This is a genomic window from Pseudomonas alloputida (assembly GCF_021283545.2).
Classification (GTDB): Bacteria; Pseudomonadota; Gammaproteobacteria; order Pseudomonadales; family Pseudomonadaceae; genus Aquipseudomonas; species Aquipseudomonas alloputida.
In genome coordinates this window covers 4,856,698-4,876,431 of the sequence record NZ_CP128540.1, presented here as the reverse complement: position 1 = coordinate 4,876,431, position 19,734 = coordinate 4,856,698, and the positions used below count along the sequence as shown (strand labels likewise).

General features: G+C 62.4%; 19 protein-coding genes. 7 read left to right on the top strand and 12 right to left on the bottom strand.

What is annotated here, in order from left to right; all coding sequences use genetic code 11:
• Positions 1-22: 22 nt before the first annotated feature.
• Positions 23-1,417 (bottom strand): hypothetical protein, encoded by a 1,395-nt coding sequence (locus tag LU682_RS22600; RefSeq protein WP_110771776.1) that lies wholly within the window; start codon positions 1,415-1,417, stop codon positions 23-25.
• A gap of 177 nt (positions 1,418-1,594) precedes the next feature.
• On the opposite strand from LU682_RS22600, the gene pcaQ reads away from it, so the two are divergent.
• From pcaQ to LU682_RS22575, 5 genes are all read left to right on the top strand, one after another.
• Entirely contained in the window at positions 1,595-2,527 is a 933-nt protein-coding gene (gene pcaQ, locus LU682_RS22595) for a pca operon transcription factor PcaQ (RefSeq protein WP_010952764.1), read from the top strand.
• Positions 2,528-2,780: 253 nt separating this feature from the next.
• A complete protein-coding gene (bamJ, locus tag LU682_RS22590; protein ID WP_010952765.1) occupies positions 2,781-3,533 on the top strand; it encodes a BamJ family beta-barrel-assembly machinery protein in 753 nt (250 codons plus the stop codon).
• A gap of 288 nt (positions 3,534-3,821) precedes the next feature.
• On the top strand, positions 3,822-4,259 hold the full coding sequence (locus tag LU682_RS22585) for a YkvA family protein (protein WP_010952766.1): 438 nt from the start codon (positions 3,822-3,824) through the stop codon (positions 4,257-4,259).
• 114 nt (positions 4,260-4,373) lie between these two features.
• Positions 4,374-4,712 carry a helix-turn-helix domain-containing protein gene (locus LU682_RS22580; RefSeq protein WP_004577645.1) on the top strand — a complete coding sequence of 113 codons (339 nt, stop codon included), beginning with the start codon at positions 4,374-4,376 and terminating at the stop codon, positions 4,710-4,712.
• Positions 4,709-5,077: a hypothetical protein gene (locus tag LU682_RS22575; RefSeq protein ID WP_003252539.1), complete on the top strand. Its 369-nt coding sequence runs from the start codon at positions 4,709-4,711 to the stop codon at positions 5,075-5,077. The genes LU682_RS22580 and LU682_RS22575 overlap by 4 nt, the downstream gene beginning before the upstream one ends.
• A 25-nt stretch (positions 5,078-5,102) precedes the next feature.
• Here LU682_RS22575 and LU682_RS22570 read toward each other — a convergent pair whose 3' ends face one another.
• Both LU682_RS22570 and LU682_RS22565 read right to left on the bottom strand, forming a co-directional pair.
• Positions 5,103-6,185, bottom strand: coding sequence for an EAL domain-containing protein (locus LU682_RS22570; RefSeq protein WP_049587252.1), 1,083 nt, complete (start codon positions 6,183-6,185; stop codon positions 5,103-5,105).
• Between the two features lie 117 nt (positions 6,186-6,302).
• Positions 6,303-8,384 carry a carboxy terminal-processing peptidase gene (locus LU682_RS22565; protein WP_164721827.1) on the bottom strand — a complete coding sequence of 694 codons (2,082 nt, stop codon included), beginning with the start codon at positions 8,382-8,384 and terminating at the stop codon, positions 6,303-6,305.
• 139 nt (positions 8,385-8,523) lie between these two features.
• Here LU682_RS22565 and LU682_RS22560 point away from each other — a divergent pair, with 139 nt between their 5' ends.
• Entirely contained in the window at positions 8,524-9,486 is a 963-nt protein-coding gene (locus LU682_RS22560) for an NAD(P)H-quinone oxidoreductase (RefSeq protein WP_010952769.1), read from the top strand.
• 60 nt (positions 9,487-9,546) lie between these two features.
• Here LU682_RS22560 and LU682_RS22555 read toward each other — a convergent pair whose 3' ends face one another.
• The 6 genes from LU682_RS22555 to LU682_RS22530 form a co-directional block, all read right to left on the bottom strand.
• Positions 9,547-10,200, bottom strand: coding sequence for an HAD family hydrolase (locus LU682_RS22555; protein ID WP_060488984.1), 654 nt, complete (start codon positions 10,198-10,200; stop codon positions 9,547-9,549).
• A 14-nt stretch (positions 10,201-10,214) separates the two neighbouring features.
• Positions 10,215-11,204, bottom strand: a complete 990-nt coding sequence (locus tag LU682_RS22550) for an ABC transporter ATP-binding protein (RefSeq protein ID WP_010952771.1) — start codon at positions 11,202-11,204, stop codon at positions 10,215-10,217.
• A 1-nt stretch (position 11,205) separates the two neighbouring features.
• Positions 11,206-12,000 carry an ABC transporter permease gene (locus LU682_RS22545; RefSeq protein ID WP_003252553.1) on the bottom strand — a complete coding sequence of 265 codons (795 nt, stop codon included), beginning with the start codon at positions 11,998-12,000 and terminating at the stop codon, positions 11,206-11,208.
• Entirely contained in the window at positions 11,990-12,829 is an 840-nt protein-coding gene (locus tag LU682_RS22540) for an ABC transporter permease (RefSeq protein WP_010952772.1), read from the bottom strand. The genes LU682_RS22545 and LU682_RS22540 overlap by 11 nt, the downstream gene beginning before the upstream one ends.
• A complete protein-coding gene (locus tag LU682_RS22535; RefSeq protein ID WP_003252558.1) occupies positions 12,826-13,632 on the bottom strand; it encodes an alkaline phosphatase family protein in 807 nt (268 codons plus the stop codon). The genes LU682_RS22540 and LU682_RS22535 overlap by 4 nt, the downstream gene beginning before the upstream one ends.
• Positions 13,633-13,761: 129 nt before the next feature.
• Positions 13,762-14,826 (bottom strand): ABC transporter substrate-binding protein, encoded by a 1,065-nt coding sequence (locus LU682_RS22530; RefSeq protein ID WP_010952774.1) that lies wholly within the window; start codon positions 14,824-14,826, stop codon positions 13,762-13,764.
• A gap of 327 nt (positions 14,827-15,153) precedes the next feature.
• On the opposite strand from LU682_RS22530, the gene LU682_RS22525 reads away from it, so the two are divergent.
• The gene (locus tag LU682_RS22525; RefSeq protein WP_003252562.1) at positions 15,154-15,867 is read left to right on the top strand and encodes a UTRA domain-containing protein; all 714 of its coding nucleotides are present in this window, start codon (positions 15,154-15,156) and stop codon (positions 15,865-15,867) included.
• Between the two features lie 31 nt (positions 15,868-15,898).
• Here the strand turns inward: LU682_RS22525 and LU682_RS22520 are convergent, their stop codons facing one another.
• The 3 genes from LU682_RS22520 to LU682_RS22510 form a co-directional block, all read right to left on the bottom strand.
• Positions 15,899-18,046 carry a mechanosensitive ion channel family protein gene (locus tag LU682_RS22520; protein WP_049587301.1) on the bottom strand — a complete coding sequence of 716 codons (2,148 nt, stop codon included), beginning with the start codon at positions 18,044-18,046 and terminating at the stop codon, positions 15,899-15,901.
• 44 nt (positions 18,047-18,090) lie between these two features.
• Positions 18,091-18,258: a hypothetical protein gene (locus LU682_RS22515; protein WP_003252566.1), complete on the bottom strand. Its 168-nt coding sequence runs from the start codon at positions 18,256-18,258 to the stop codon at positions 18,091-18,093.
• 140 nt (positions 18,259-18,398) lie between these two features.
• Positions 18,399-19,688, bottom strand: coding sequence for a M18 family aminopeptidase (locus LU682_RS22510; protein WP_232857207.1), 1,290 nt, complete (start codon positions 19,686-19,688; stop codon positions 18,399-18,401).
• Between the last annotated feature and the right edge of the window lie 46 nt (positions 19,689-19,734).

The window sequence follows — 19,734 nt, the reverse complement described above, 5'->3', positions numbered from 1 at the left end:
TGCCCGCTTCTGCCGTGGCGTACTACTGGTCCGGTTTCAGAGAGAGGGCGAGCAGGCAGGGGAGTCGGTAGCCCTGCTGTACGTCTTCCCCGCTCACCACCATGCGCTGGTTCTCGGTATCGACTACTATCGAATTCTCGGCGGTATAGAAACCATCCTCCGGCGAAAATGCGCCAAACTGACCGTAGCCGTGAGGGGATACGAAGCGAGTGTCGAGTTGGCCGTCTGATTGGTAGCGCACTGCCAGGTTGAAGTAAAAGAAACCACCGTACCCGATTAGCCCCCCCTCGGTTTCTTCAATATGGGACCACCCGCCGTCGATGCCGAAACGCACTACCTGCCCCTGGTTGAACTCGCGGGCAGGCTCGCCAGCATAGTCCAGCCGGTAGAGGGTCGGTTGGCTGCGATCGTCGTCGATCGAGTAGTGCTGGCCGTACAACGTGATGCGTTGGCTGCTGTCTTCTACCGTGAAGCCGCTATTGATGATCCCTTCGTCTGACCAGTGGTGGCCCACCTCGCCGAATTTGTCATCGAGACGCCCCGTCAGCGAGAGACCACTGGTTACTGAATACCAGCTCGAATCACATTTTATGTAAGTGCAGATCACGATGCGCTGCACCCCGGCGGTTGGGGAGATGACGGCAATGCCTTCAAGGCTGTGCAGTGAGCCTTCGGGAATCAGATTGCTCAACGCGAGCAGCCCATTTTCCCCGAATTGGGGGTCCCTTCTACCATTGCTGTCCAGGGCGACAACCACCGCTTTGAAATCCCCTGCTTCGTATCGAGCCGCGGTCGCCACCAACCCTTCCTGGTGGCAGGCCACTTTGTCCAGCACAAGATCTGCACCGAACAAGGCACGGGTGTCGATATAGCCCTTTCCTTGACCAAAGCCCAGATCGGGTTCGCCTTTTGCAATCAGCTTCCACAAATGAGTGGTACTTTCCCCAAAAAGCTCCACGGTCACCAGCAGATTGCCTGCCATGTCCTCCACTACTCCGGTGGCGTTGCGGTAGCGATCCGTGGTCAGCGTGTTGAAATTGACCATGCCGCTACCATTGAACGTGGTGTCAAGCTTTCCATGTGCGTCCAGGCAGGCAATGAAAACACTGTGTAGCCCATCGGGATCGGTTTGATGCCCAGTCACATAGAACCGGGCCGGCCGCACTTTGCTCCTCAGCACGCTGGTCGTCGACCCCATGTTGCCGCGGCCGCTTTGGGTGAAGTGGCCATGGCCTTTGTGGCCATAACTGAGATCGATGGGGGCCACGGGTAGCTGCTGAAGAGCCTTGGGGGTGAAGTGGTCATGGCCTTTGTGGCCATAACTGAGATCGATGGGAGCCACGGGTAGCTGCTGAAGAGCCTGGGGAGAGGGCGGCACTGGTTGGGTAGAAGGGAAGTGCTTCTTGGTTCGAATCATGGCGTTGAGCTCCATTCACAATAAAACCGCTGAACGCCTATTGAGCGATGCTTGGCCAGGATCGGCTACTGGCAGAAGTGACAGGTGCGTCAACGGCCTGGACATGCATGCATAGGTGTGAGCATGGGGCGGCAGACCTGGATACGCCGCAGGTAGCGATGCGGTAAGCTTGCTGCCATGAACCTCGACACCCGCATCAAATACCGCCACTTGCTGTGCTTCCTGGAGATTGCCCGGCAGGGCAGCCTGGCCAGGGCGGCCGATATCCTGTCGATCAGCCAGCCGGCGATTTCCAAGACCCTCAAGGAGCTTGAGGACCTGCTCGAGGCGCGCCTGTTCGAGCGTAGCCGCCAGGGTGTCGAGCTGACCCCGGCCGGCACCCGCTTCATGCGTTACGCCGGGCCCAGCGTGCAGGCGCTGCGCGATGGCGTCAGCAGCCTGCGCGGTGAAGCGCGGGCGCCGTCGCAGGTGCGCATTGGCGTGCTGTCCACGGTCGAAGGCCTGCTCATGCCCGAGGTGCTTTGCCGCCTGCATCAGCGCCATGAAGCGCTGGTGATCAGCGTGGTCACCGGGGTCAGCGCGCAGTTGCTTGGCCAACTTCACCTGGGGGAGCTGGAACTGGTGGTTGGGCGCATGACCGACAGCCCACAGATCCAGGGCCTGTCGTTCGAGCACCTGTACAGCGAGTCGATGAGCCTGGTGGTGCGCCCGGGTCACCCGCTGCTGGCCAGCACGCCCGTGGAGCGAGGACAGGTGGGGCGTTACCCGCTTGTGCTGCCGCCGGCCGGCACCACCATCCGTCAGCATGCCGACAGCCTGTTTGTGCAATGCGGCATCCAGATGCCGGCCCAGCGCCTGGAAACCCTGTCGCTGGCCCTGAGCCGGCGCTACCTGCTGGGTAGCGATGGCCTGTGGGTGGCGCCGCGTGATGCCGTGCTGCTCGACCTGCGCCGTGGCGAACTGGTCGAGCTTGACCTGGGTGTGCGTGAGCCGGGAGGGTCGGTGGGGATTTGCCGCAATGCCGCCTTGCCGTTGAGTTTGCCGGGGCAGTGGGTGGGTGAGGTGCTGCGGGAGGTGGCAGGGGAATATCGAGAGGGTAGGTATCCTTGAGGTTTCGGGGGGCTGCCTGGCCTGATGTTTCCCTCCTCAGAACCCGCAGAAATAAAAGGCCACAAAAAATCGGCAAACCAGGCACAAAGGGTCAATACTGGCCAATGGCTGTAAAGCTTCGATGAAGAAGCTTTTAATGACTGAACTTCCTTACGAAAACCCGCTCCTATGCCGGTAGCCATTGGTCATGGCCGCCTGATAAGCTCGCGGCTTTACCCTGATTGCCCTCATGGCGCATGAACAAGGAAATAGCATGAAACAGCATCGTTTGGCGGCTGCGGTTGCCCTGGTAGGCCTGGTACTGGCTGGCTGCGATCAACAAGCCAGCAGCCCCGAGCTGAAGACTCCGGCGCAGAAAGCCTCCTACGGTATCGGCCTGAACATGGGCAAGAGCCTGGCTCAGGAAGGCATGGAAGACCTTGATTCGAAAGCAGTCGCCCTCGGCATCGAAGACGCCGTTAGCAAGAAAGAACAACGCATCAAGGATGAAGAGCTGGTAGAGGCCTTCACCGCATTGCAGAAACGCGCCGAGGAGCGCCTGGCCAAGGCCAGCGAAGAAGCCGCCTCCGCCGGCAAGAAATTCCTCGAAGAAAACGCCAAGAAGCCAGGCGTGGTTACCACTGCCTCGGGCCTGCAGTACGAAGTGGTCAAGAAGGCCGACGGCCCGCAGCCCAAACCGACTGACGTGGTCACTGTCCACTACGAAGGCAAGCTGATCGATGGCAAGGTCTTCGACAGCTCCGTCGAGCGTGGCAGCCCGATCGACCTGCCGGTCAGCGGTGTGATCCCAGGTTGGGTCGAAGGTTTGCAACTGATGCACGTCGGCGAGAAGTACAAGTTGTTCATCCCGGCTGAACTGGCCTATGGCGCACAAAGCCCAAGCCCGCTGATCCCGGCCAACTCGGTACTGGTGTTCGATCTGGAACTGATCGCCATCAAGGACCCGGCCCAGTTGCAAGGTGCCGAGCCGCAGGCCGAAGCCCCTGAAGAAGCACCTGCCAAGTAACATTGGCTGGTTGTCGGAAACGCCCCACATTGTTGGGGCGTTTTCGTTTGTGCCGATTGGACGAACCTGCAACAGCTGATACTGTCCGAGGAAATGCAGCGTGAAGAAGTAGGATGTTTCTGACGCAAATCGTTTGCGCCGCAGGTAGTCATGGCGTGAAACGACTGTGTAAAAAACGCCCGATCTGACCGGGCCCCTTGCCTGGCAGGCACCTGGGGGCGGAAACGTCGCCCTGTTCACAAGGTTATCCACAATAAATGTGGATAACCTTTTCCTCTCGGAGGCTCCATGAGCGCACCCTGGAATTTTGCCCGTTTCCTGCCATTGGCCGAGCGCCTGCTCAGCCGCGGTCGTTTGCCGGCCTTGTTGTTCGCGGTGGCGCGCAAAGGCCCGCGCCTCGGCCAACTGCGTGAAGATGTGAAGCTGCTGCAGTCGCTGTGCCTGGCCTGGTGGAGGGGGGAGTACCGCGCCATCAGCCCCAAGGCACTGGTCACTGTCGTGGCGGGCCTGCTGTATTTCGTCAGCCCCATCGATGCCATCCCGGACTGGTTGCTGGGGGTGGGTTTCCTCGATGACATCGCGGTGCTGGGCTGGGTACTGAAAACCGTGGCCGACGAGTTGGCGCGCTTCAAGGCCTGGCGCGATAGCCAGGCACCCGAACGGCTGCGCGTGGTCGAGCGCCTGCCGGCTACCCCGGAAGCGCTGCGGCTGGAGCGCAACAAGTAATGAAACCGGCCTGAATCTCACCTCAACTGCACAGACCTCGGAGTTGGTAATATAATTGGCATAAGGGTTATGCCTACGGATTACATGCTGTAATCCTTTTTAAAGGGGTTTGTAATGGGTATTCAGGTCATCAGCCGGGACGGTCAACCCGAGTACGCCGTAGTTCCCTGGGAGCAATACCAGGCGTTGCTCAGCGCTGCAGGGCAGGCACCAGCCGAGGCGGTTTCCAGTGAGGCGCAGGGCGTTGCTGCCAGTGCCCCTCTGCCAGCCTTCAGCGAAGTCGCCCAGATTCGCCAGGCCAAGGGCATTGCCCCGGAGCAACTGGCGCGCAATGTCGGGGTGAGCCCGGCGTATCTGGCCATGATCGAATCGGGTGAACGCCAGCCAGATGCTGCCATCCGCCGCGCCCTGGCCTGGCATCTGGGGGTGGCTGGCTGGAGCGAGCCATCATGAGCCAGGTCAGGATCAGCCGTCAGCACTGGGATAACCTGCTGGGCGAGCTTGACCTGGCCCGTCGTCAACGTCACTTGCTGACATACCGAGCGCTGATCGAGCGCTTGCAGCTCCCCAGCCCGGCCATGCAGACGCTGACTGCCGCGCTGGAATACCTGGCGGTGCTGGATGCCCGTGCCGAGCAGCCATTGCGCAGTTCGCTGGTGATCAGCCAAGGCGCCAGCCGGTTGCCGCGTACTGGCTTCTTTGAGTGCGTCGAGCGCCTGGGGCGGTTTACCGGGCCGGTCGATGGCATGGAGGCCGCCTCGTGGCATGCCTCTGAGGTGGTTCGGGTGTTCGAGTACAGCTATCCCGAAACGGCCTGAAGCGTTGCCCATTCCAGCCTATTCGTTATAGGTGGTGACCCTGAGCGAAAAGGCAGGGCCTGCTGGCCAATTTCCACCCGTCGTTCTCCGTTGCCGCCGCCACCGTATTCGCGGGTAAACCCGCTCCTACGCCTGATTGGTGATTGGGCACAGGCCCCCGTAGGAGCGGGTTCACCCGCGAATAGGCCGGCACAGGCAGCGCATCCCTGTGAATCAACCCGCACCCCCTGCCATCGGCATCCACCACTTCCAATGCCTCCAGGTGCTGGTATCGGCCAAACAGCTCCAGCAGCTGCCCGATCGTGGCATTCAAGTGCACTGTCGGTTGTTCAGCCAGTGGCACCTGCGTCAACGCTGGTAAAAGCCCGCTGTCGCGCACCCCCATCTCCTGTGGCCGCCCTAGCAAATAGCCCTGCACCAGGTCCACGCCCATCTCCACCAGCACCGCCAGCTCTTCCGCCAGCTCGATGCCCTCGGCAATCACCTGTGCCTTCGATGCGCGGGCGATCTGCAAGATAGAGCCAACAAACTCGCGCTTGAGCGGGTCACGGTGGATGCCGTCAATGAAGTGCCGGTCGATCTTCACGTACTCGGGGCGCAGCTCCGACCACAGGCGCAGGCTGGAATAGCCCGCGCCCAGGTCGTCGATGGCAATCGAGAAGCCCATGTCGCGATAGTGGTGCAGGGCATTGGACAGCAGCTGGAAGTCGTCGGTGGGCGTGTGCTCGGTCAACTCGATCACCACCCGGCTGGGCGGCAGGCCAACCTGTTCGAGCAGTTTCAGGGTCAGGCCGGAGGGGTAGTGCGGCTCCAGCAGCGATTCAGGTGAGATGTTGAGAAACAGTTTGCCCTGCAGTTGCTGCTCGCTGAAGCGTCGGCAGGCGCTTTCTCGGCAAGCGGCCTCCAGCTCGGTCAGGCGGCCGGCCTGGCGGGCGATGGTAAACAGGTTGAGCGGCGCATGCAGCGGGCTATTGGATGGGCCACGGCTCAGCGCCTCATGGCCGAATACCCTATGTTCACTCAGGCACATGATTGGCTGGAACAGACTGTGAATACTGCGCTGAGCCAGGATGGCACTCAAGGCACTGAGCTGTTCGGCAACGGTCATGATGGATTCCTGAAAAGTAAGGGCCGGGCATCTGCATGCCCGGCCCTCATATTTCACGACAGCACGATGACTGTTTGATGACAGATCACATTATTCTGCCATCATTGCTGAGGTGCCTTACTTCTTGGCCACCTTGGTGCTGGCACTGAGGTAGTCGATCAGGATGCGACCGGTTTCCGCGAGGTAAGCGTCGTCTTCCGGCTTGGTATTTTCATCCTCGACCGGCAGAGCGTCTTCGTCCTCTTTCTTCAGCTCTTTCAGCGGTTCTTCACCCTTGGCCTTGCGGCGGGTGTTTTCCAGCGCCAGTTGCTTGCTCTCGATGCTGTCGTGGCGTGCGCGGCGTTCCTGCTCGTTGAGGCTGACGGTTTTCTCGTTCATCAGCTTCTGGGTCAGGGCCAGGCGGTCGCGGATGTAGGTGAACTCGGCATCCTTGTCGCTGCGCGCCTCATGTTGCGCCTTGAGCTGGGCCAGGAACGGCCTGAACGGATCGGCCGCAGGCTTGACCACCGGGCGGATGGTGTCCCACGGCATGGCCTCTGGCAGGGCGCTCTCGCCGATTTCCTTGGTGTCGATGATCGAGGGGTAGTCGATGTCCGGCAGTACCCCCTGATGCTGGGTACTCTGCCCGGAAACCCGGTAGAACTTGGCCAGGGTCAGCTTCAGCTCGCCATGGTTGAGCGGCTGGATGGTCTGCACGGTGCCTTTGCCGAAGGTCTGGCCACCGATGATCAGCGCGCGGTGGTAGTCCTGCATGGCACCGGCGAAGATCTCCGATGCCGAGGCCGACAGGCGGTTGACCAGCAGTGCCAGCGGGCCCTTGTAGAAGGCCCCCGGGTTTTCGTCTTCCAGCACGTCGACACGGCCATCGCTGTTGCGCACCAGCACGGTCGGGCCTTTCTCGATGAACAGGCTGGTCAGCTCGGTGGCTTCCTGCAGCGAGCCGCCGCCGTTGTTGCGCAGGTCGATGACCACGCCGTCGACTTTCTCTTTCTGCAGTTCGGTGAGCAGCTTCTTCACGTCACGCGTGGTGCTCTTGTACTCGGGGTCGCCAGCGCGGTAGGCCTTGAAGTCCAGGTAGAAGGCCGGGATCTCGATGATGCCCAGCTTGTAGTCACGCCCGTCCTGCTTGAGCTTGAGCACCGACTTCTTCGCCGCCTGTTCTTCAAGCTTCACCGCTTCACGGGTGATCGACACAATCTTGCTGGTCTGGTCACTAGGCGCATTGCTGGCCGGGATGATTTCCAGGCGCACCACCGAGCCTTTCGGGCCGCGGATCAGCTTGACCACTTCGTCCAGGCGCCAGCCCACCACGTCGACCATCTCCTTGTTGCCCTGGGCCACGCCGATGATCTTGTCAGCCGGTGCCACCTGCTTGGTCTTGGCTGCCGGGCCCGCTGGCACCAGGCGCACGATCTTGACCTGGTCGTTGTCGCTTTGCAGCACTGCACCAATGCCTTCGAGCGACAGGCTCATGTTGATGTCGAAGTTTTCGGCGTTGTCCGGCGACAGGTAGTTGGTGTGTGGGTCGTAGGACTGGGCAAAGGTGTTGATGTAGGCCTGGAAGATGTCCTCGGCACGGGTCTGGTCCAGGCGCGTGAGCTGGTTCTTGTAGCGCTTGATCAGGGTTTCCTGGATCTGCTTGGGTTCCTTGCCGGCGATCTTCTGGCGCAGCACTTCGTCTTTGACGCGTTTGCGCCACAAGTCGTCGAGCTCGGCCTGGTTCTTCATCCACGGCGCGTCCTTGCGGTCGATCAGCAAGGTTTCCTTGGTGGTGAAGTCAATCTTGTCCACACCCTTGTTCAGCTCGGCCAGGGCGAAGTCCAGGCGTTGCTTGACGCGGTCGAGGTAGCGCTTGTAGATGGTGAAGCCCGGGTCCAGGTTGCCGCTCTTGAGGAAATCGTCGAATTGCGTTTTCCATTTATCGAATTCGGCAATGTCGGCAGCGGTGAAGTAGCTGCGCGCCGGGTCCAGCAGCTTGATGTAGCTGTCGTAGATAATGACCGAACGGGCATCGTCCAGGGGCGGCTTGCTGTAGTGGTGGCGCTTGAGCAATTCCACCACGTTGAGGCTGGCGACGATCTCGTCGCGGTCGGGCTGCAGGCTGTCCCACTTGTTGGCGGCCGCCGCATTGCCGCCGAGCGTGAGGCTGCCCAGGCCGATCATCACAGCCAGTGCGGTGCTTGGAAGGAAATGCTTCATGCTGATTCGACGTGGAGGCAATTGATCACGCATAGTAGGCCGTCTTTTCCGTTGCCGGTTCCATGGAGCCGGGCAAATACTGCAAAAGGCCTGAGGTAAGCGACCTCAGGCCCAGTCATGATTCAACTATGGAGGCACTGTGAAGGCATTGCAAGGCGTTGACGGACATGTGGAGTGGGTCGAGGCCGAACGCCCGACCTGTGACGCGGGCCAAGTGCGCATTCGCGTGGCCGCTGCGGGGCTGAACCGCGCCGACCTGCTGCAGATGAAAGGTTTGTACCCGCCACCACCAGGTGCCAGCCCATACATGGGGCTGGAGTGTTCCGGGGTGGTTGAAGAGGTGGGGGCTGGTGCCGCCTGGCGCGTGGGTGACCGCGTTTGCGCCCTGCTGGCCAGCGGCGCCATGGCCGAGGAAGTGGTGGTCGATGCCCGTCACGTATTGCCGGTACCCGAAGGCCTTGGCCTGCATGAGGCGGCAGCGTTGCCGGAGGTGTATGCCACCGCCTGGCTGAACATCTTCCAGCTCGGTGCAGTGAAGGCTGGCGAGAAGGTGCTGGTGCACGCCGGCGCCAGTGGCGTTGGCTCGGCCGCCATCCAGCTGTGCAAGGCGTTCGGCAGCCCGGTATGGGTCAGCGTCGGTTCGCAGGACCGCTTGGCCTACTGCCAGGCGCTGGGCGCTGCGGGTGGTGTGGTACGTAACGAGAACCTGGACGCGCTGGAAGGTTTTGGCCCGTTCGATGTGATTCTCGACCCGGTGGGCGCCAGCTACGGTGAGCTGAACCTCAAGCTGCTGGCCCGTGACGGGCGCTGGGTGATCATCGGCCTGATGGGCGGACGCAAGTTCGAGCTGGACCTGGCCCAAGTGCTGGGCAAGCGTCTGGAAATTACCGGTTCCACCCTGCGCAACCGTGATGACGGCTTCAAGGCCGAGCTGTTGCGCGAACTGCAGCAGCAAGTATGGCCGCTGTTCGCCGAGGGGCGGTTGTCGCCGCAGCTGGTCGACACCTATCCGGTGGAGTTTGCCCAGGCGGCGTATGCCGAGCTGGAGACCAACCAGGTGTCGGGCAAGCTGGTGATGGTGATCGACCCTAGCCTGGTGTAAGCGGGGCTGGCCCCTTCGCGGGTTTACCCGCGAAGGGGCCGGCACAGCCCATAAAAACCTTCAGCTCCAGCTCAGAGTCGGCCACCCATTGATCTCGGCATGCTCGCGCAACACTGCGTCCGGGTTCACCACATGCGGGTGATCCACTCTCAACAACAACGGCAAGTCATTCCTCGAATCGGAATAGAAACTCGCGCCCTCCAGGTTTTCCTGCTCCTGATCCAGCCATTCCAGCAACCGCGTGATCTTGCCCTCACGATAGGTCAGCACCCCGTGGGTCTTGCCGGTGTACACCCCGTTCACTGCCTCCAGCTCGATGGCCAGGTACTCATCCACGCCCAGTCTCGCGGCAATCGGCCCGACCAGGTGCGTCCCCGAAGCGGAAATGATCAGGGTGCGATCCCCACGCTTGCGGTGCTCGGCAATGCAGCGGCAGGCGTCACCGTAAATGATCGGTTCGATCACTTCTTCGACCCACGGTGCCACCAGGTGCTCGACTTCTTCCAGGGTACGCCCGGCAATCGGCTCCAGGCTGAAGGCCATGTAGTCCTCCATCTGCAGGTGGCCCCTGCCATAGGCTTCCATCAGTTCATGGTCGCGGCGCAGGAAATCCTTGCCGTCGACCCAGCCCAGCCGGGCCATCTGCTCGCTCCACAGTGATGCGCAGTCGCCGTGGATCAGGGTTTCGTCCAGATCGAAAATTGCCAGTGCCATTGTGTTGAGTCTCCTTAAGCCACTTCCCGCAGCGCAGTGGGGTCGATCGACACGCTTACCCGTTTTCCGTCCGCGTGCAAGTCGGCCGGCGAGCGGTTGAGCACATCGACCACCAGCTCCACTTCGCGTACCCGTACCCGGTAGCGGATCACGTTGCCCAGCAGGCTGTGGCTGCGCACCTCGGCGTCCAGCTCGCCGTGCTCGCCAAGGGTGATCGACTCCGGGCGGATCGCCAGGCGGCTGGCCACCGGGCGCTGCAGCAGGCGGCTGGCGCTGTCGGCGTCGAGCAGGTTGTAGTTGCCGATGAAACCGGCGGCAAACAGGTCCACGGGGGCGGTGTAGAGGGTTTCGGCATCGCCGCTCTGGACGATGCGCCCCTGGTTCATCAGGAAGATGCGGTCGGACATGGTCAGCGCTTCCTCCTGATCGTGAGTGACGAAGATGGTGGTCAGCCCCAGTTCGCGCTGGATGGCACGAATCTGCTCGCGCAGGTGCTTGCGGATACGCGCATCCAGCGCCGACAACGGTTCGTCGAGCAGCAGCAGGCGCGGGCGGGTGACCAGTGAGCGTGCCAGGGCCACGCGCTGGCACTGGCCGCCGGAAAGCTGGTGCGGGTAGCGCCCGGCGAACTTGCCCAGCTCCACCAGCTCCAGTACCTCGCGTACCCGCAGCTGGCTTTCGTCGGCCTTGACCTTCTGCATGCGCAGGCCGAAGGCGACATTCTGCTCCACGGTCATGTTAGGGAACAGCGCGTAGCTCTGGAACACCATGCCGATGCCACGCTTTTGCGGGCTTAGCGGCACGATGTCGTGGCCGTCGAGCAGTATCTGCCCGCTGTCCACCGAGGTCAGCCCGGCAATGCAGCGCAGCAGGGTGGACTTGCCGCAGCCGGACGGGCCGAGCAGGGTGACGAATTCGCCGCGTTCGATGTGGCAGTCGATGCGCTCGAACACCGGGCTGCCGGCGTAGCTTTTCTGCAGTTTCTGTACGCTGACGAAGCTCATGTCAGGTCTTGTCCTTGTTCAGGCGGTTGGCGACCCAGGTCAGTACCAGCACGAAGGCGAAGTAGGAGATGACCAGCGCGCTGTTGAAGTGGCCGCTGCTGTTGCGCATGTTGTTCAGGTACACCTGCAGGGTCTCGTAGCGGGTGCCGACCAGCAGGTTGGCAAACACGAATTCGCCGAACAGGAACGAGAACGACAGCAGCACTGCCACCATCAGGCCCTGGCGCAGGTTCGGCAGCACCACCAGCAGTGCGGCCTGCCAGGTGCTGGCGCCGAGCAGCTGCGCGGCGTCCATCAGGTCGCGCAGGTTGATGGCCTGCAGGTTGTTGGTGATGGCCCTGTACATGAACGGCAGGGCGATGGTGAAGTAGCAGCCGATCAGGATCCACGGTGTGCCGACCATGGCCATCGGCCCGCTGCCATACAGCTGCAGCAGCCCCACCGACGACACCACCGGCGGGACCGCGAATGGCAGCAGGATGAGGATGTTCATCAGCGCGTCGAGCCGCGGGAAGTGGTAATGCACCACGAACAGCAGTGGCAAGATCAGCACCACCGACAGCAGCAGCGCGCCTACGCACACCAGCAGCGACTGGCCGAAGGCCGCGAGGAAGCGCGGCTCGCTCCACAGCGCCGCATACCACTTCAGGGTCAGGCCACTGGGCAGCAGGCTCGCCGACCAGCTGGTGGCCAGCGAGTAGAGGAGGGTGCCGGCCAGGGGCAGCAGCAGGATCAGGAACAGCAGGTAGACCACGAGGCGGTGGTACCAGCCGCCGGAACGGATGTCAGCGCGCATGGTAGCTCCTTTTCAGCAGCCATTGATGTACCACCGTGACCAGCGTCATCAGCCCCACCAGCACCATCGCCAGGGCGCTGGCCAGGTTCGGATCAAGGCTGATGTCACCCGCCACCAGGCCGGCGATGCGGATCGGCAGTACGTTGAAGTTGCCGGTGGTCAGTGCGTACACGGTGGCGTAGGCGCCCAGGGCGTTGGCCAGCAGGATGACGAAGGTGCCCAGCAGTGCCGGGGCCAGCACCGGCAGGCCGATGTGTCGCCAGAACTGCCAGTGGTTGGCGCCCAGCAGTGCGGCTGACTCGCGCCAGTCTTCGCGCAGAGCGTCGAAGGCGGGGTACAGCAGCAAGACGCCCAGCGGGATCTGGAAGTAGGTGTACACCAGGATCAAGCCGCTTTTGGAATAGATACTGAAGTCCTCCAGCAGGCCGACCTGCTTCAGCAGCAGCGTCAGCGCGCCGTTGAAGCCAAGCAGGATGATGAAGGCAAAGGCCAGCGGTACGCCGGCAAAGTTGCTGGTCATGTTGGCGAAGGCGCTGACGAAGTCGCGCAGCTTCGAGTCCACCTGGCGCAGTGAATAGGCGCCGAGGGTAGCGATGACGATGCCGAACACGCTCGACCAGAAGCTGATTTCCAGGCTGCGTTGCAACGCCTGCCGGTAGAACTTGGAGGCGAACACCTTGCTGAAGTTGTCGATGCCCCAGCCGGCCTCCGATTGCAGGCTGTTGATCGCCACCCAGGCCAGCGGGGCGACCTGGAAAATGACGAAGAACACGGCGAACGGCAGCAGGCAGAGCAGGGCCAGGTAGCGGCCACGTATGCCGCCATTCACTTCAGCAGCTCCCGGCAAACCGTCTTGTCGTGCGCGGCACCCAGCAGCTCGCAGATGGTGCCGCACAGTTCGGTTTGCAGCGGTTTGGCGGCCGGGTCCAGGCTGAAGGCATCGCCGAAGACGAACAGCGGCACTTCACGTTCTTCCGCCAGCAGGCCGTTGTGCGAGCGGTCGTTGTTCATGCCGTGGTCGGCGGTGACCAATACCTGGTAGCCCTCTTCGAGCCAGCCGGGCAGGTAGTCGGCCAGCAGGATGTCGACGCTGCGCGCAGCGTTGCGATACTGGCTGCTGTCCAGGCCGTGGCGGTGGCCCACGTCGTCAACGCTCATCGGGTGCACCAGCAGGAAGTTGGGCGCGTGACGGCGGCGCAGGTACTCGCCATCGGCCAGAAGGTGCGAATCGGGGTAACGGTCGTCCCAGTAGAACAGCCCGTGCTGGATCGGCAGCTTCGGCGCGTGGGTGTGGCGGTCACGCTGCGGGTCGAAGGGCGAGCGGTTGTACAGCTCGCTCATCCAGTGATAAGCCGCCGCTGCAGTGCCCAGGTTGGCCTCGCGGGCGTAGTGAAACACGCTGCGTTGGTTGGACAGGCGGTTGATGTTGTTGTGCACGATGCCGCTGTCGATCGGTGGCACGCCGGTGAGGATGCATTCGTACAGCGGCCGCGACAGCGATGGCAGCTCGCATTCCACGCGGTACAGCGCGGCGCGGTCGGCCTCGACGTAGGCGTGCAGGTGGCCCATCGCATGGTGGGCGACCTGATAGTTGAGGCCGTCGAGCAGGACCAGGATGACGTTGTGTTGCATGTTTTCTCCAGTCATGAACCGCGTTGGCACCTTCGCGGGTAAACCCGCTCCTACATGTATCGCGTATCCCTGTGTAGGAGCGGGTTTACCCGCGAAAGGGCCGGATCAGGCACTACAAAGCCCAGCCCCTTACTCCATCTCGATGATCACCTGCTCCTGCCACATCTGCGGCAGTTTCTTCGAGGTGGCTTCCCAGGCTTCGGCATTCTTGATCGGCTGGGCGGCAGCGTACTGGTCGTTGGGCAGCAGCTTGGCCTGCACATCCGCCGGCAGCTTCAGGTGCTCGGCCCGGATCGGCCGCGCATGGCCCTTGGCCAGGTTGATCTGCCCGGCGTCGCTGAAGATGTATTCACGGGTCAGCTTGGCCGCGTTGGGGTGCTTGGCGTACTTGTTGATGACCGTGGTATAGCCGGAAATCACCGAGCCGTCCGAGGGGATCAGCACTTCAAAACGCTTGGGGTCGATCTGTTCACGGTAGCTCAGGCCGTTGAAGTCCCACACCACGCCAACTTCCACTTCGCCCTTTTCCAGGGTCTGGATGGTCGGGTTGGCCAGTGACAGGCGCTTCTGCTGCGCCAGCTTGGTGAACAGCTGCAGGCCCGGCGCCACGTTGCTTTCGTCACCCTTGTAGGCGATGGCCGCAGCCAGCACACCGTTGGCGGCCTGGGCGGCGGTGCCGACGTCACCGATGGCGACCTTGTACTTGCCTTTCTCCAGGTCATGCCAGGTTTTCGGCCGTTCCTCTTCCTTGACCAGGTCCTTGTTGATGATGAAAGCGATGGTGCCGGTATAGGCCAGCGCCCAGTGGCCGTCCTTGTCCTTGGCCCATTCCGGCACCTGGTCCCAGGTGCTTGGCTTGTAAGGCTGGCTGACGCCCTTGGTCACCGCGATCGGGCCGAAGGCGGCACCCACGTCACCGATGTCGGCGCTGGCGTTGTCCTTCTCGGCTTCGAACTTGGCCAGTTCCTGGGCCGAGCTCATGTCGGTGTCGCTGTGCTTGAGGCCGTACTTGCTGGCCAGGTCTTCCCAGGTGCCTTTCCAGTTTGCCCAGGCGTCGGGCATGCCCACGCTGTTGACAGTGCCTTCCTTGCGGGCGGCGTCTTCCAGGGCCTTGAGGTCAGTGCTGGCTGCCATGGCCGTGGTGCACAACGCGATGGCCGAACCAAGCAGTGACGCCATGAAGAACTTTTTCATCCGAAGCTCCTTTGGGTGGGTGCCTTTGCGATCGTTGTTCTGGGTAAAGCCGTTGCAAGCCTTTGACTGGCACCTTTGGTCTAGGTCAGCAAACCTTGAGCCAAGGTAGGCCGCTTGCGTGACAGTTTGATGTAGGGAGGGGGCCGGCAAGGGCCCTGAAGCTACAGCGTAGACCAGGTAATCGCCCCGGTTCTGCTGGCTTGGCGCGTTTCTGGCAGTGCCTGGCCCAAGCTTTGTCACAGGATGTTCATCAGCCCTGCATAGGCTTGCACTATTCTCAACCTGCCCTGTGATGGGGCTGGACTAGTCCAGATAGGTAACCTTTCGATGCAGTCGACGCCCCCGCGTGCGGTAACAGCCATCTGCCATGCCCTGCAGGAGCAGATCGAGCATGGCCTGCTGGCGCCGGGCGGCAAGCTGCCGGCCGAGCGGCGGCTCAGCGAGGTGTTCGACACCACGCGCATTACCCTGCGTGAGGCCTTGGTGCAGCTGGAGGCCCAAGGCTTGATTTACCGCGAAGAGCGCCGAGGCTGGTTCGTTGCGCCGCAGCGCTTGACCTACGACCTCATCGAGCGCAGCCACTTCCATGCCATGGTGCGCGATCAGGGGCGGGTGGCCAGTACCGAACTGCTGTCGGCGAGGCTGCAGCCGGCTTCGGCGGCCATCTGTGCACGCTTGCAGCTGCCGGCGTTGTCCAGTGTGGTGCGCGTCTGCCGGTTACGGCGGATTGACGGGCGGGCGGTGCTGTATGCCGAGCATTACCTCAACCCCCGGTACTTTCCAGGCATTCTCGAACACGACCTGGCGCAGTCACTGACCGAGATTTATGGGCGGGTGTATGGCATCGAGTACGGGCAGGTGTGCTTCGAGATCCTGCCGACAGCGTTGCCGGTGGAGGCGGCAAGCGCCTTGAAAGTGTCGGCGGGCAGCCCGGGGTTGCACATTACCCGGGTCAACAGCGACCAGCATGGGCACTTGATCGACTGTGACCTCGAGTATTGGCGGCACGATGCGATCCGCATTCGTGCCCAGGCTGGATGAGGTGTTGCCTTCTTCGCGGGTCAATCCGCTCCTACGAGCCGGCCTCTGTCATTCCACCCCCACCGGCTGTCACCACCTGCACCGACAACCGCGGCGTCGCCAGGTCCAGCCCGGCTTCATCCAGCTGCCGCTTCAAGGCCAGGTTGAACGCCCGCGACACCTCCCACTGCTTGATCGGCGCGGTCTTGAACCGCGCTCGCAAGATCGCCGACCCTGACTCGAAGCTCTCCACCCCCTGCAGCTCGAGCGGCGACCAGATATTACGGCGCATCAGCGGGTCGTTGCGCAGCTTCTGCCCCACTTCGCGAACCAGCGAGATCGCCTGGTCGATGTTCATGCTGTGCGGGATTGCCACGCGGAAGATCGCGTAGCCGAACTCCCGCGAGTAGTTCTTGATGCTCTTGATTTCGCTGAACGGGATGGTATGCACGATGCCGTCGATGTCGCGCAGGCGCACGGTACGAATGGTCAACCCTTCCACCGTGCCGAGGTGGCCGCCGACATCCACATAGTCGTCGATGGCCAGCGAATCTTCGATGATGATGAACAGGCCGGTGATCAGGTCGGCCACCAGCGACTGCGCGCCAAAACCGATGGCCAGGCCGATCACACCGGCACCGGCCAGCAGCGGGGTGACGTTCATGCCCATGTTGGCCAGGGCGACGATGACCGCGATGATGAAGATGACCACGAACATCACGTTGCGAATCAACGGCATCATGGTTTGCGCACGGGCGTTGGCCAGCCCCCGGCGCGAGCGCACCAGGGCATGGTGTACGGCGGTGTCTGCAAGGATCCACACCAGCCAGGCCACGATCAGCGTGCCGGCCAGGCCCAGCAGGCGCAGGCTGATGTCATGGCCGTCGCCCTCGGCGAAGCTGATCATCGACACGCCCCACACGCGCAGGCCCAACTCGATGAACACCAGCCAGATGAACAGGTGCACCAGCAGGTAGCCGAAGTTGCGCAGGCGTTCGGTGTACACCGCCTGGCGCTTGCTGGCCCGCTTGGGGTTGGCGGCATGGCGTCGCACCAGGCCGTTGAGCACCATGCACACCACCACCAGCACGGTGCACATCAGCGACTGGCGCAGGGCGGTGCTGGTGTCGCCGGCGGAGACGAAGGTGGCGAACAGCGAAATGGCCACCAGAATCAGCGCCGGAATGAACCAGAAGCTGCCGAGGATCTCGATGGTATCGCTGAGGGTACGTCGGGTCAGGCGTCGCGACAGTGGCTGATTGCGGATCAGGTGGGCGATCGGCCGGCGGAAGCGCAGGATGAACAGCCCGGTACACAGTGCCGCAATCACATTGGCCAAGGTAGCCAGGGTGTGGGCCAGGTGGGTACCGAGAGCAACCAGCATGCGCGGATCGCTCATCGCCTCGCCAAACGCGGCGAAGCTGCCAATCAGCCACAACGGGCGAAACGCCTGGCGCCGCAGGATGTGCAGGGCGCGGTGGCGGTGTGGGCCGTCCAGCAAGGAAAAGGCGATGACGCAAATGGCCGAAAAGCAGGTACCGACCACCAGTGCGTAGGCCAGCACCATGGCCAGGGATTTGCCCAGTGATGGCGGCAGCACGAAACTCAGGTACACCGTGAACACCAGCGCTACCAGCCAGGGGCCGAGCTTGCGCAAGGCAAAGCGCACCAGGTCCCAGGTCCGCGGGTGCTGTGGCAGTTCCTCGCTCAGGCCAAAGCGCAGGCGGACCCGATGGCCGACCCAGTTGAAGGCATAGGCCAGCACGCTCCACACGGCAATCACTGCAGCAAAACCGAACAGGATCGCCGGCCACTGGTGCACGGGCACCACCAGTTCCGCCAGTTCGGCCTGGGCCTGTTCGATTTCCGCGGCCCAGCGGTGGAATGGGCTGGCATCGCCGCTGAACTGTTTTTCAAAGTCATGCAGGGCACCGCCGATCAGGCCGAGTACGCCCTGTTCAACGCTGGGTTGCGATTGCCGGGTGGCGTCGCGCAGTTTTTTCAGGTCGGCCAGCAGCTTGGCCCGTTGCTGGTCGTTTTCGAGGTTCTTGATCACCTCGTCCAGCGACTTGCCCAGCGGCTCGGTGGCCTCTGGTTGCGCGGGCGCACTGCCGCCCAGCAGGCCAGGCAAGCCCGCCGCTTGTACCGGGGCAATGAAAAGCAAGAGCAACAGGAACAGGTAACGCAGGAGGGCAGGCACTGGCAAATCTACCTCAGGTCAAACGATTGACCGAGTGTAGAGGTTTATGTCGGCAGTTTCTCGAGGATCTTCCAGCAGGTGAGGCCGAAAATACCCAAGGTGCCGACCCACATCATCAGTACACCGATGTTGCGTTCGCGCATGCTGAAGCCGATGGTCAGCAGCATCAGGAACAGGAACACCGGGACGAACAGTGACAGGAACGGGGACATGGACAGCAATCCTTTTGCAGTGGGGCCATGTAACAAGCATAGCGCTTGACCAACGAGGCGTGATTGACCTTGAGCACGTTTAAGCAGGCGCGGCCTGTTCGAGGCGTCGAACCGCCGCGAACAGGCCGCGCCTGCTTACATCAAGGCAGCTCGCGGCTACGGTAGAACGCGGTCAGTACCTTCACCAGGTGCGCCAGGTCATGGCTGCCACACAGCTCGCGAATGGAGTGCATGGCAAAGGTCGGCAAACCGATATCCACCGTGCGCACACCCAGGTGGCTGGCGGTGATCGGCCCGATGGTCGAGCCACAGCCCATGTCGCTGCGCACCACAAAGCTCTGCACCGGTACTTCCTCGGCCATGCACAAGTGGCGGAAGAACCCGGCCGTCTCGCTGTTGGTGGCGTAACGCTGGTTGTTGTTCACTTTGATCACGGGCCCGGCGTTGAGCTTCGGCCCGTGGTTGCCGTCATGCTTGTCGGCGTAGTTGGGGTGCACGCCGTGGGCATTGTCGGCCGACACCATCAGCGAGCGCTGGACGGTGCGCACGTAGGTGTCGCCATCGGGCAGCAGGCGCTGCAGGGTCTGCTCCAGCATCGGGCCATCGGCACCGCAGGCCGAGCAACTGCCGACTTCTTCGTGGTCGTTGCACACCAGCACACAGGTTTCGTCGCTGTCGGCGGCCAGCAGGGCCTGCAAACCGGCGTAGCACGACAGCAGGTTGTCCAGGCGGGCGCCAGCGATGAAGTCGCCATTCAGACCGATCAGCGCGGCGTCCTGCGTGTCATAGAAGCTCAGCTCGTAGTCCAGCACCACGTCGGCGATCAGCTCGTGCTCGCGGGCCAGTTGCTCGGTGAGCAGGGCGCGGAAGTCGATGCGTTCGTCACCGGCCACTTGGGCGAGGATGGGGGGCAGTTCGTTCTGCGGGTTGATCGCCCAGCCTTCGTTGGCGGTACGGTTCAGGTGGATCGCCAGGTTGGGGATGATCGCGACTGGCAGCTTGAAGTCGATCAGCTGGCTTTCGACCTTGCCGTCACGGCGGTAGGTGACGCGGCCGGCCAGCGACAGATCGCGGTCGAACCAGGGGGCCAGCAACGCGCCGCCATACACTGCCACGCCCAATTGCAGGAAGCCCTGGCGCTGTAGCTCGGGCTGAGGCTTGACCCGCAAGCACGGGCTGTCAGTGTGGGCGCCGACCATGCGGATGCCATTGAGCAGCGGCGACTGCTTGCCCAGTTTGATGGCGATGATTGAAGAATCGTTGCGGGTGACGTAGTAGCGGCCGCCAGTCTCGGTGTCCCAACTGTCGCGCTCGTCCAGGCGCTTGTAGCCGGCCGCCTCAAGGCGCTGGACCAGGCTGGCGGTGGCATGGAAGGGCGTGGGGGAGGCCTTGAGAAATTCGATGAGGCCGGTATTCAGTGCGTCGCGCATAGCTCACTCCAGACAGCAGTGGCGCGAGTTTAACGCAGAATGTCGA

Bases quoted from the DNA above. Each gene is read 5' to 3' on its own strand.
- LU682_RS22600 (WP_110771776.1), bottom strand. From the start codon at position 1,417: ATGATTCGAACCAAGAAGCACTTCCCTTCTACCCAACCAGTGCCGCCC.
- pcaQ (WP_010952764.1), top strand. From the start codon at position 1,595: ATGAACCTCGACACCCGCATCAAATACCGCCACTTGCTGTGCTTCCTG.
- bamJ (WP_010952765.1), top strand. From the start codon at position 2,781: ATGAAACAGCATCGTTTGGCGGCTGCGGTTGCCCTGGTAGGCCTGGTA.
- LU682_RS22585 (WP_010952766.1), top strand. From the start codon at position 3,822: ATGAGCGCACCCTGGAATTTTGCCCGTTTCCTGCCATTGGCCGAGCGC.
- LU682_RS22580 (WP_004577645.1), top strand. From the start codon at position 4,374: ATGGGTATTCAGGTCATCAGCCGGGACGGTCAACCCGAGTACGCCGTA.
- LU682_RS22575 (WP_003252539.1), top strand. From the start codon at position 4,709: ATGAGCCAGGTCAGGATCAGCCGTCAGCACTGGGATAACCTGCTGGGC.
- LU682_RS22570 (WP_049587252.1), bottom strand. From the start codon at position 6,185: ATGACCGTTGCCGAACAGCTCAGTGCCTTGAGTGCCATCCTGGCTCAG.
- LU682_RS22565 (WP_164721827.1), bottom strand. From the start codon at position 8,384: ATGAAGCATTTCCTTCCAAGCACCGCACTGGCTGTGATGATCGGCCTG.
- LU682_RS22555 (WP_060488984.1), bottom strand. From the start codon at position 10,200: ATGGCACTGGCAATTTTCGATCTGGACGAAACCCTGATCCACGGCGAC.
- LU682_RS22550 (WP_010952771.1), bottom strand. From the start codon at position 11,204: ATGAGCTTCGTCAGCGTACAGAAACTGCAGAAAAGCTACGCCGGCAGC.
- LU682_RS22545 (WP_003252553.1), bottom strand. From the start codon at position 12,000: ATGCGCGCTGACATCCGTTCCGGCGGCTGGTACCACCGCCTCGTGGTC.
- LU682_RS22535 (WP_003252558.1), bottom strand. From the start codon at position 13,632: ATGCAACACAACGTCATCCTGGTCCTGCTCGACGGCCTCAACTATCAG.
- LU682_RS22530 (WP_010952774.1), bottom strand. From the start codon at position 14,826: ATGAAAAAGTTCTTCATGGCGTCACTGCTTGGTTCGGCCATCGCGTTG.
- LU682_RS22525 (WP_003252562.1), top strand. From the start codon at position 15,154: ATGCAGTCGACGCCCCCGCGTGCGGTAACAGCCATCTGCCATGCCCTG.
- LU682_RS22515 (WP_003252566.1), bottom strand. From the start codon at position 18,258: ATGTCCCCGTTCCTGTCACTGTTCGTCCCGGTGTTCCTGTTCCTGATG.
- LU682_RS22510 (WP_232857207.1), bottom strand. From the start codon at position 19,688: ATGCGCGACGCACTGAATACCGGCCTCATCGAATTTCTCAAGGCCTCC.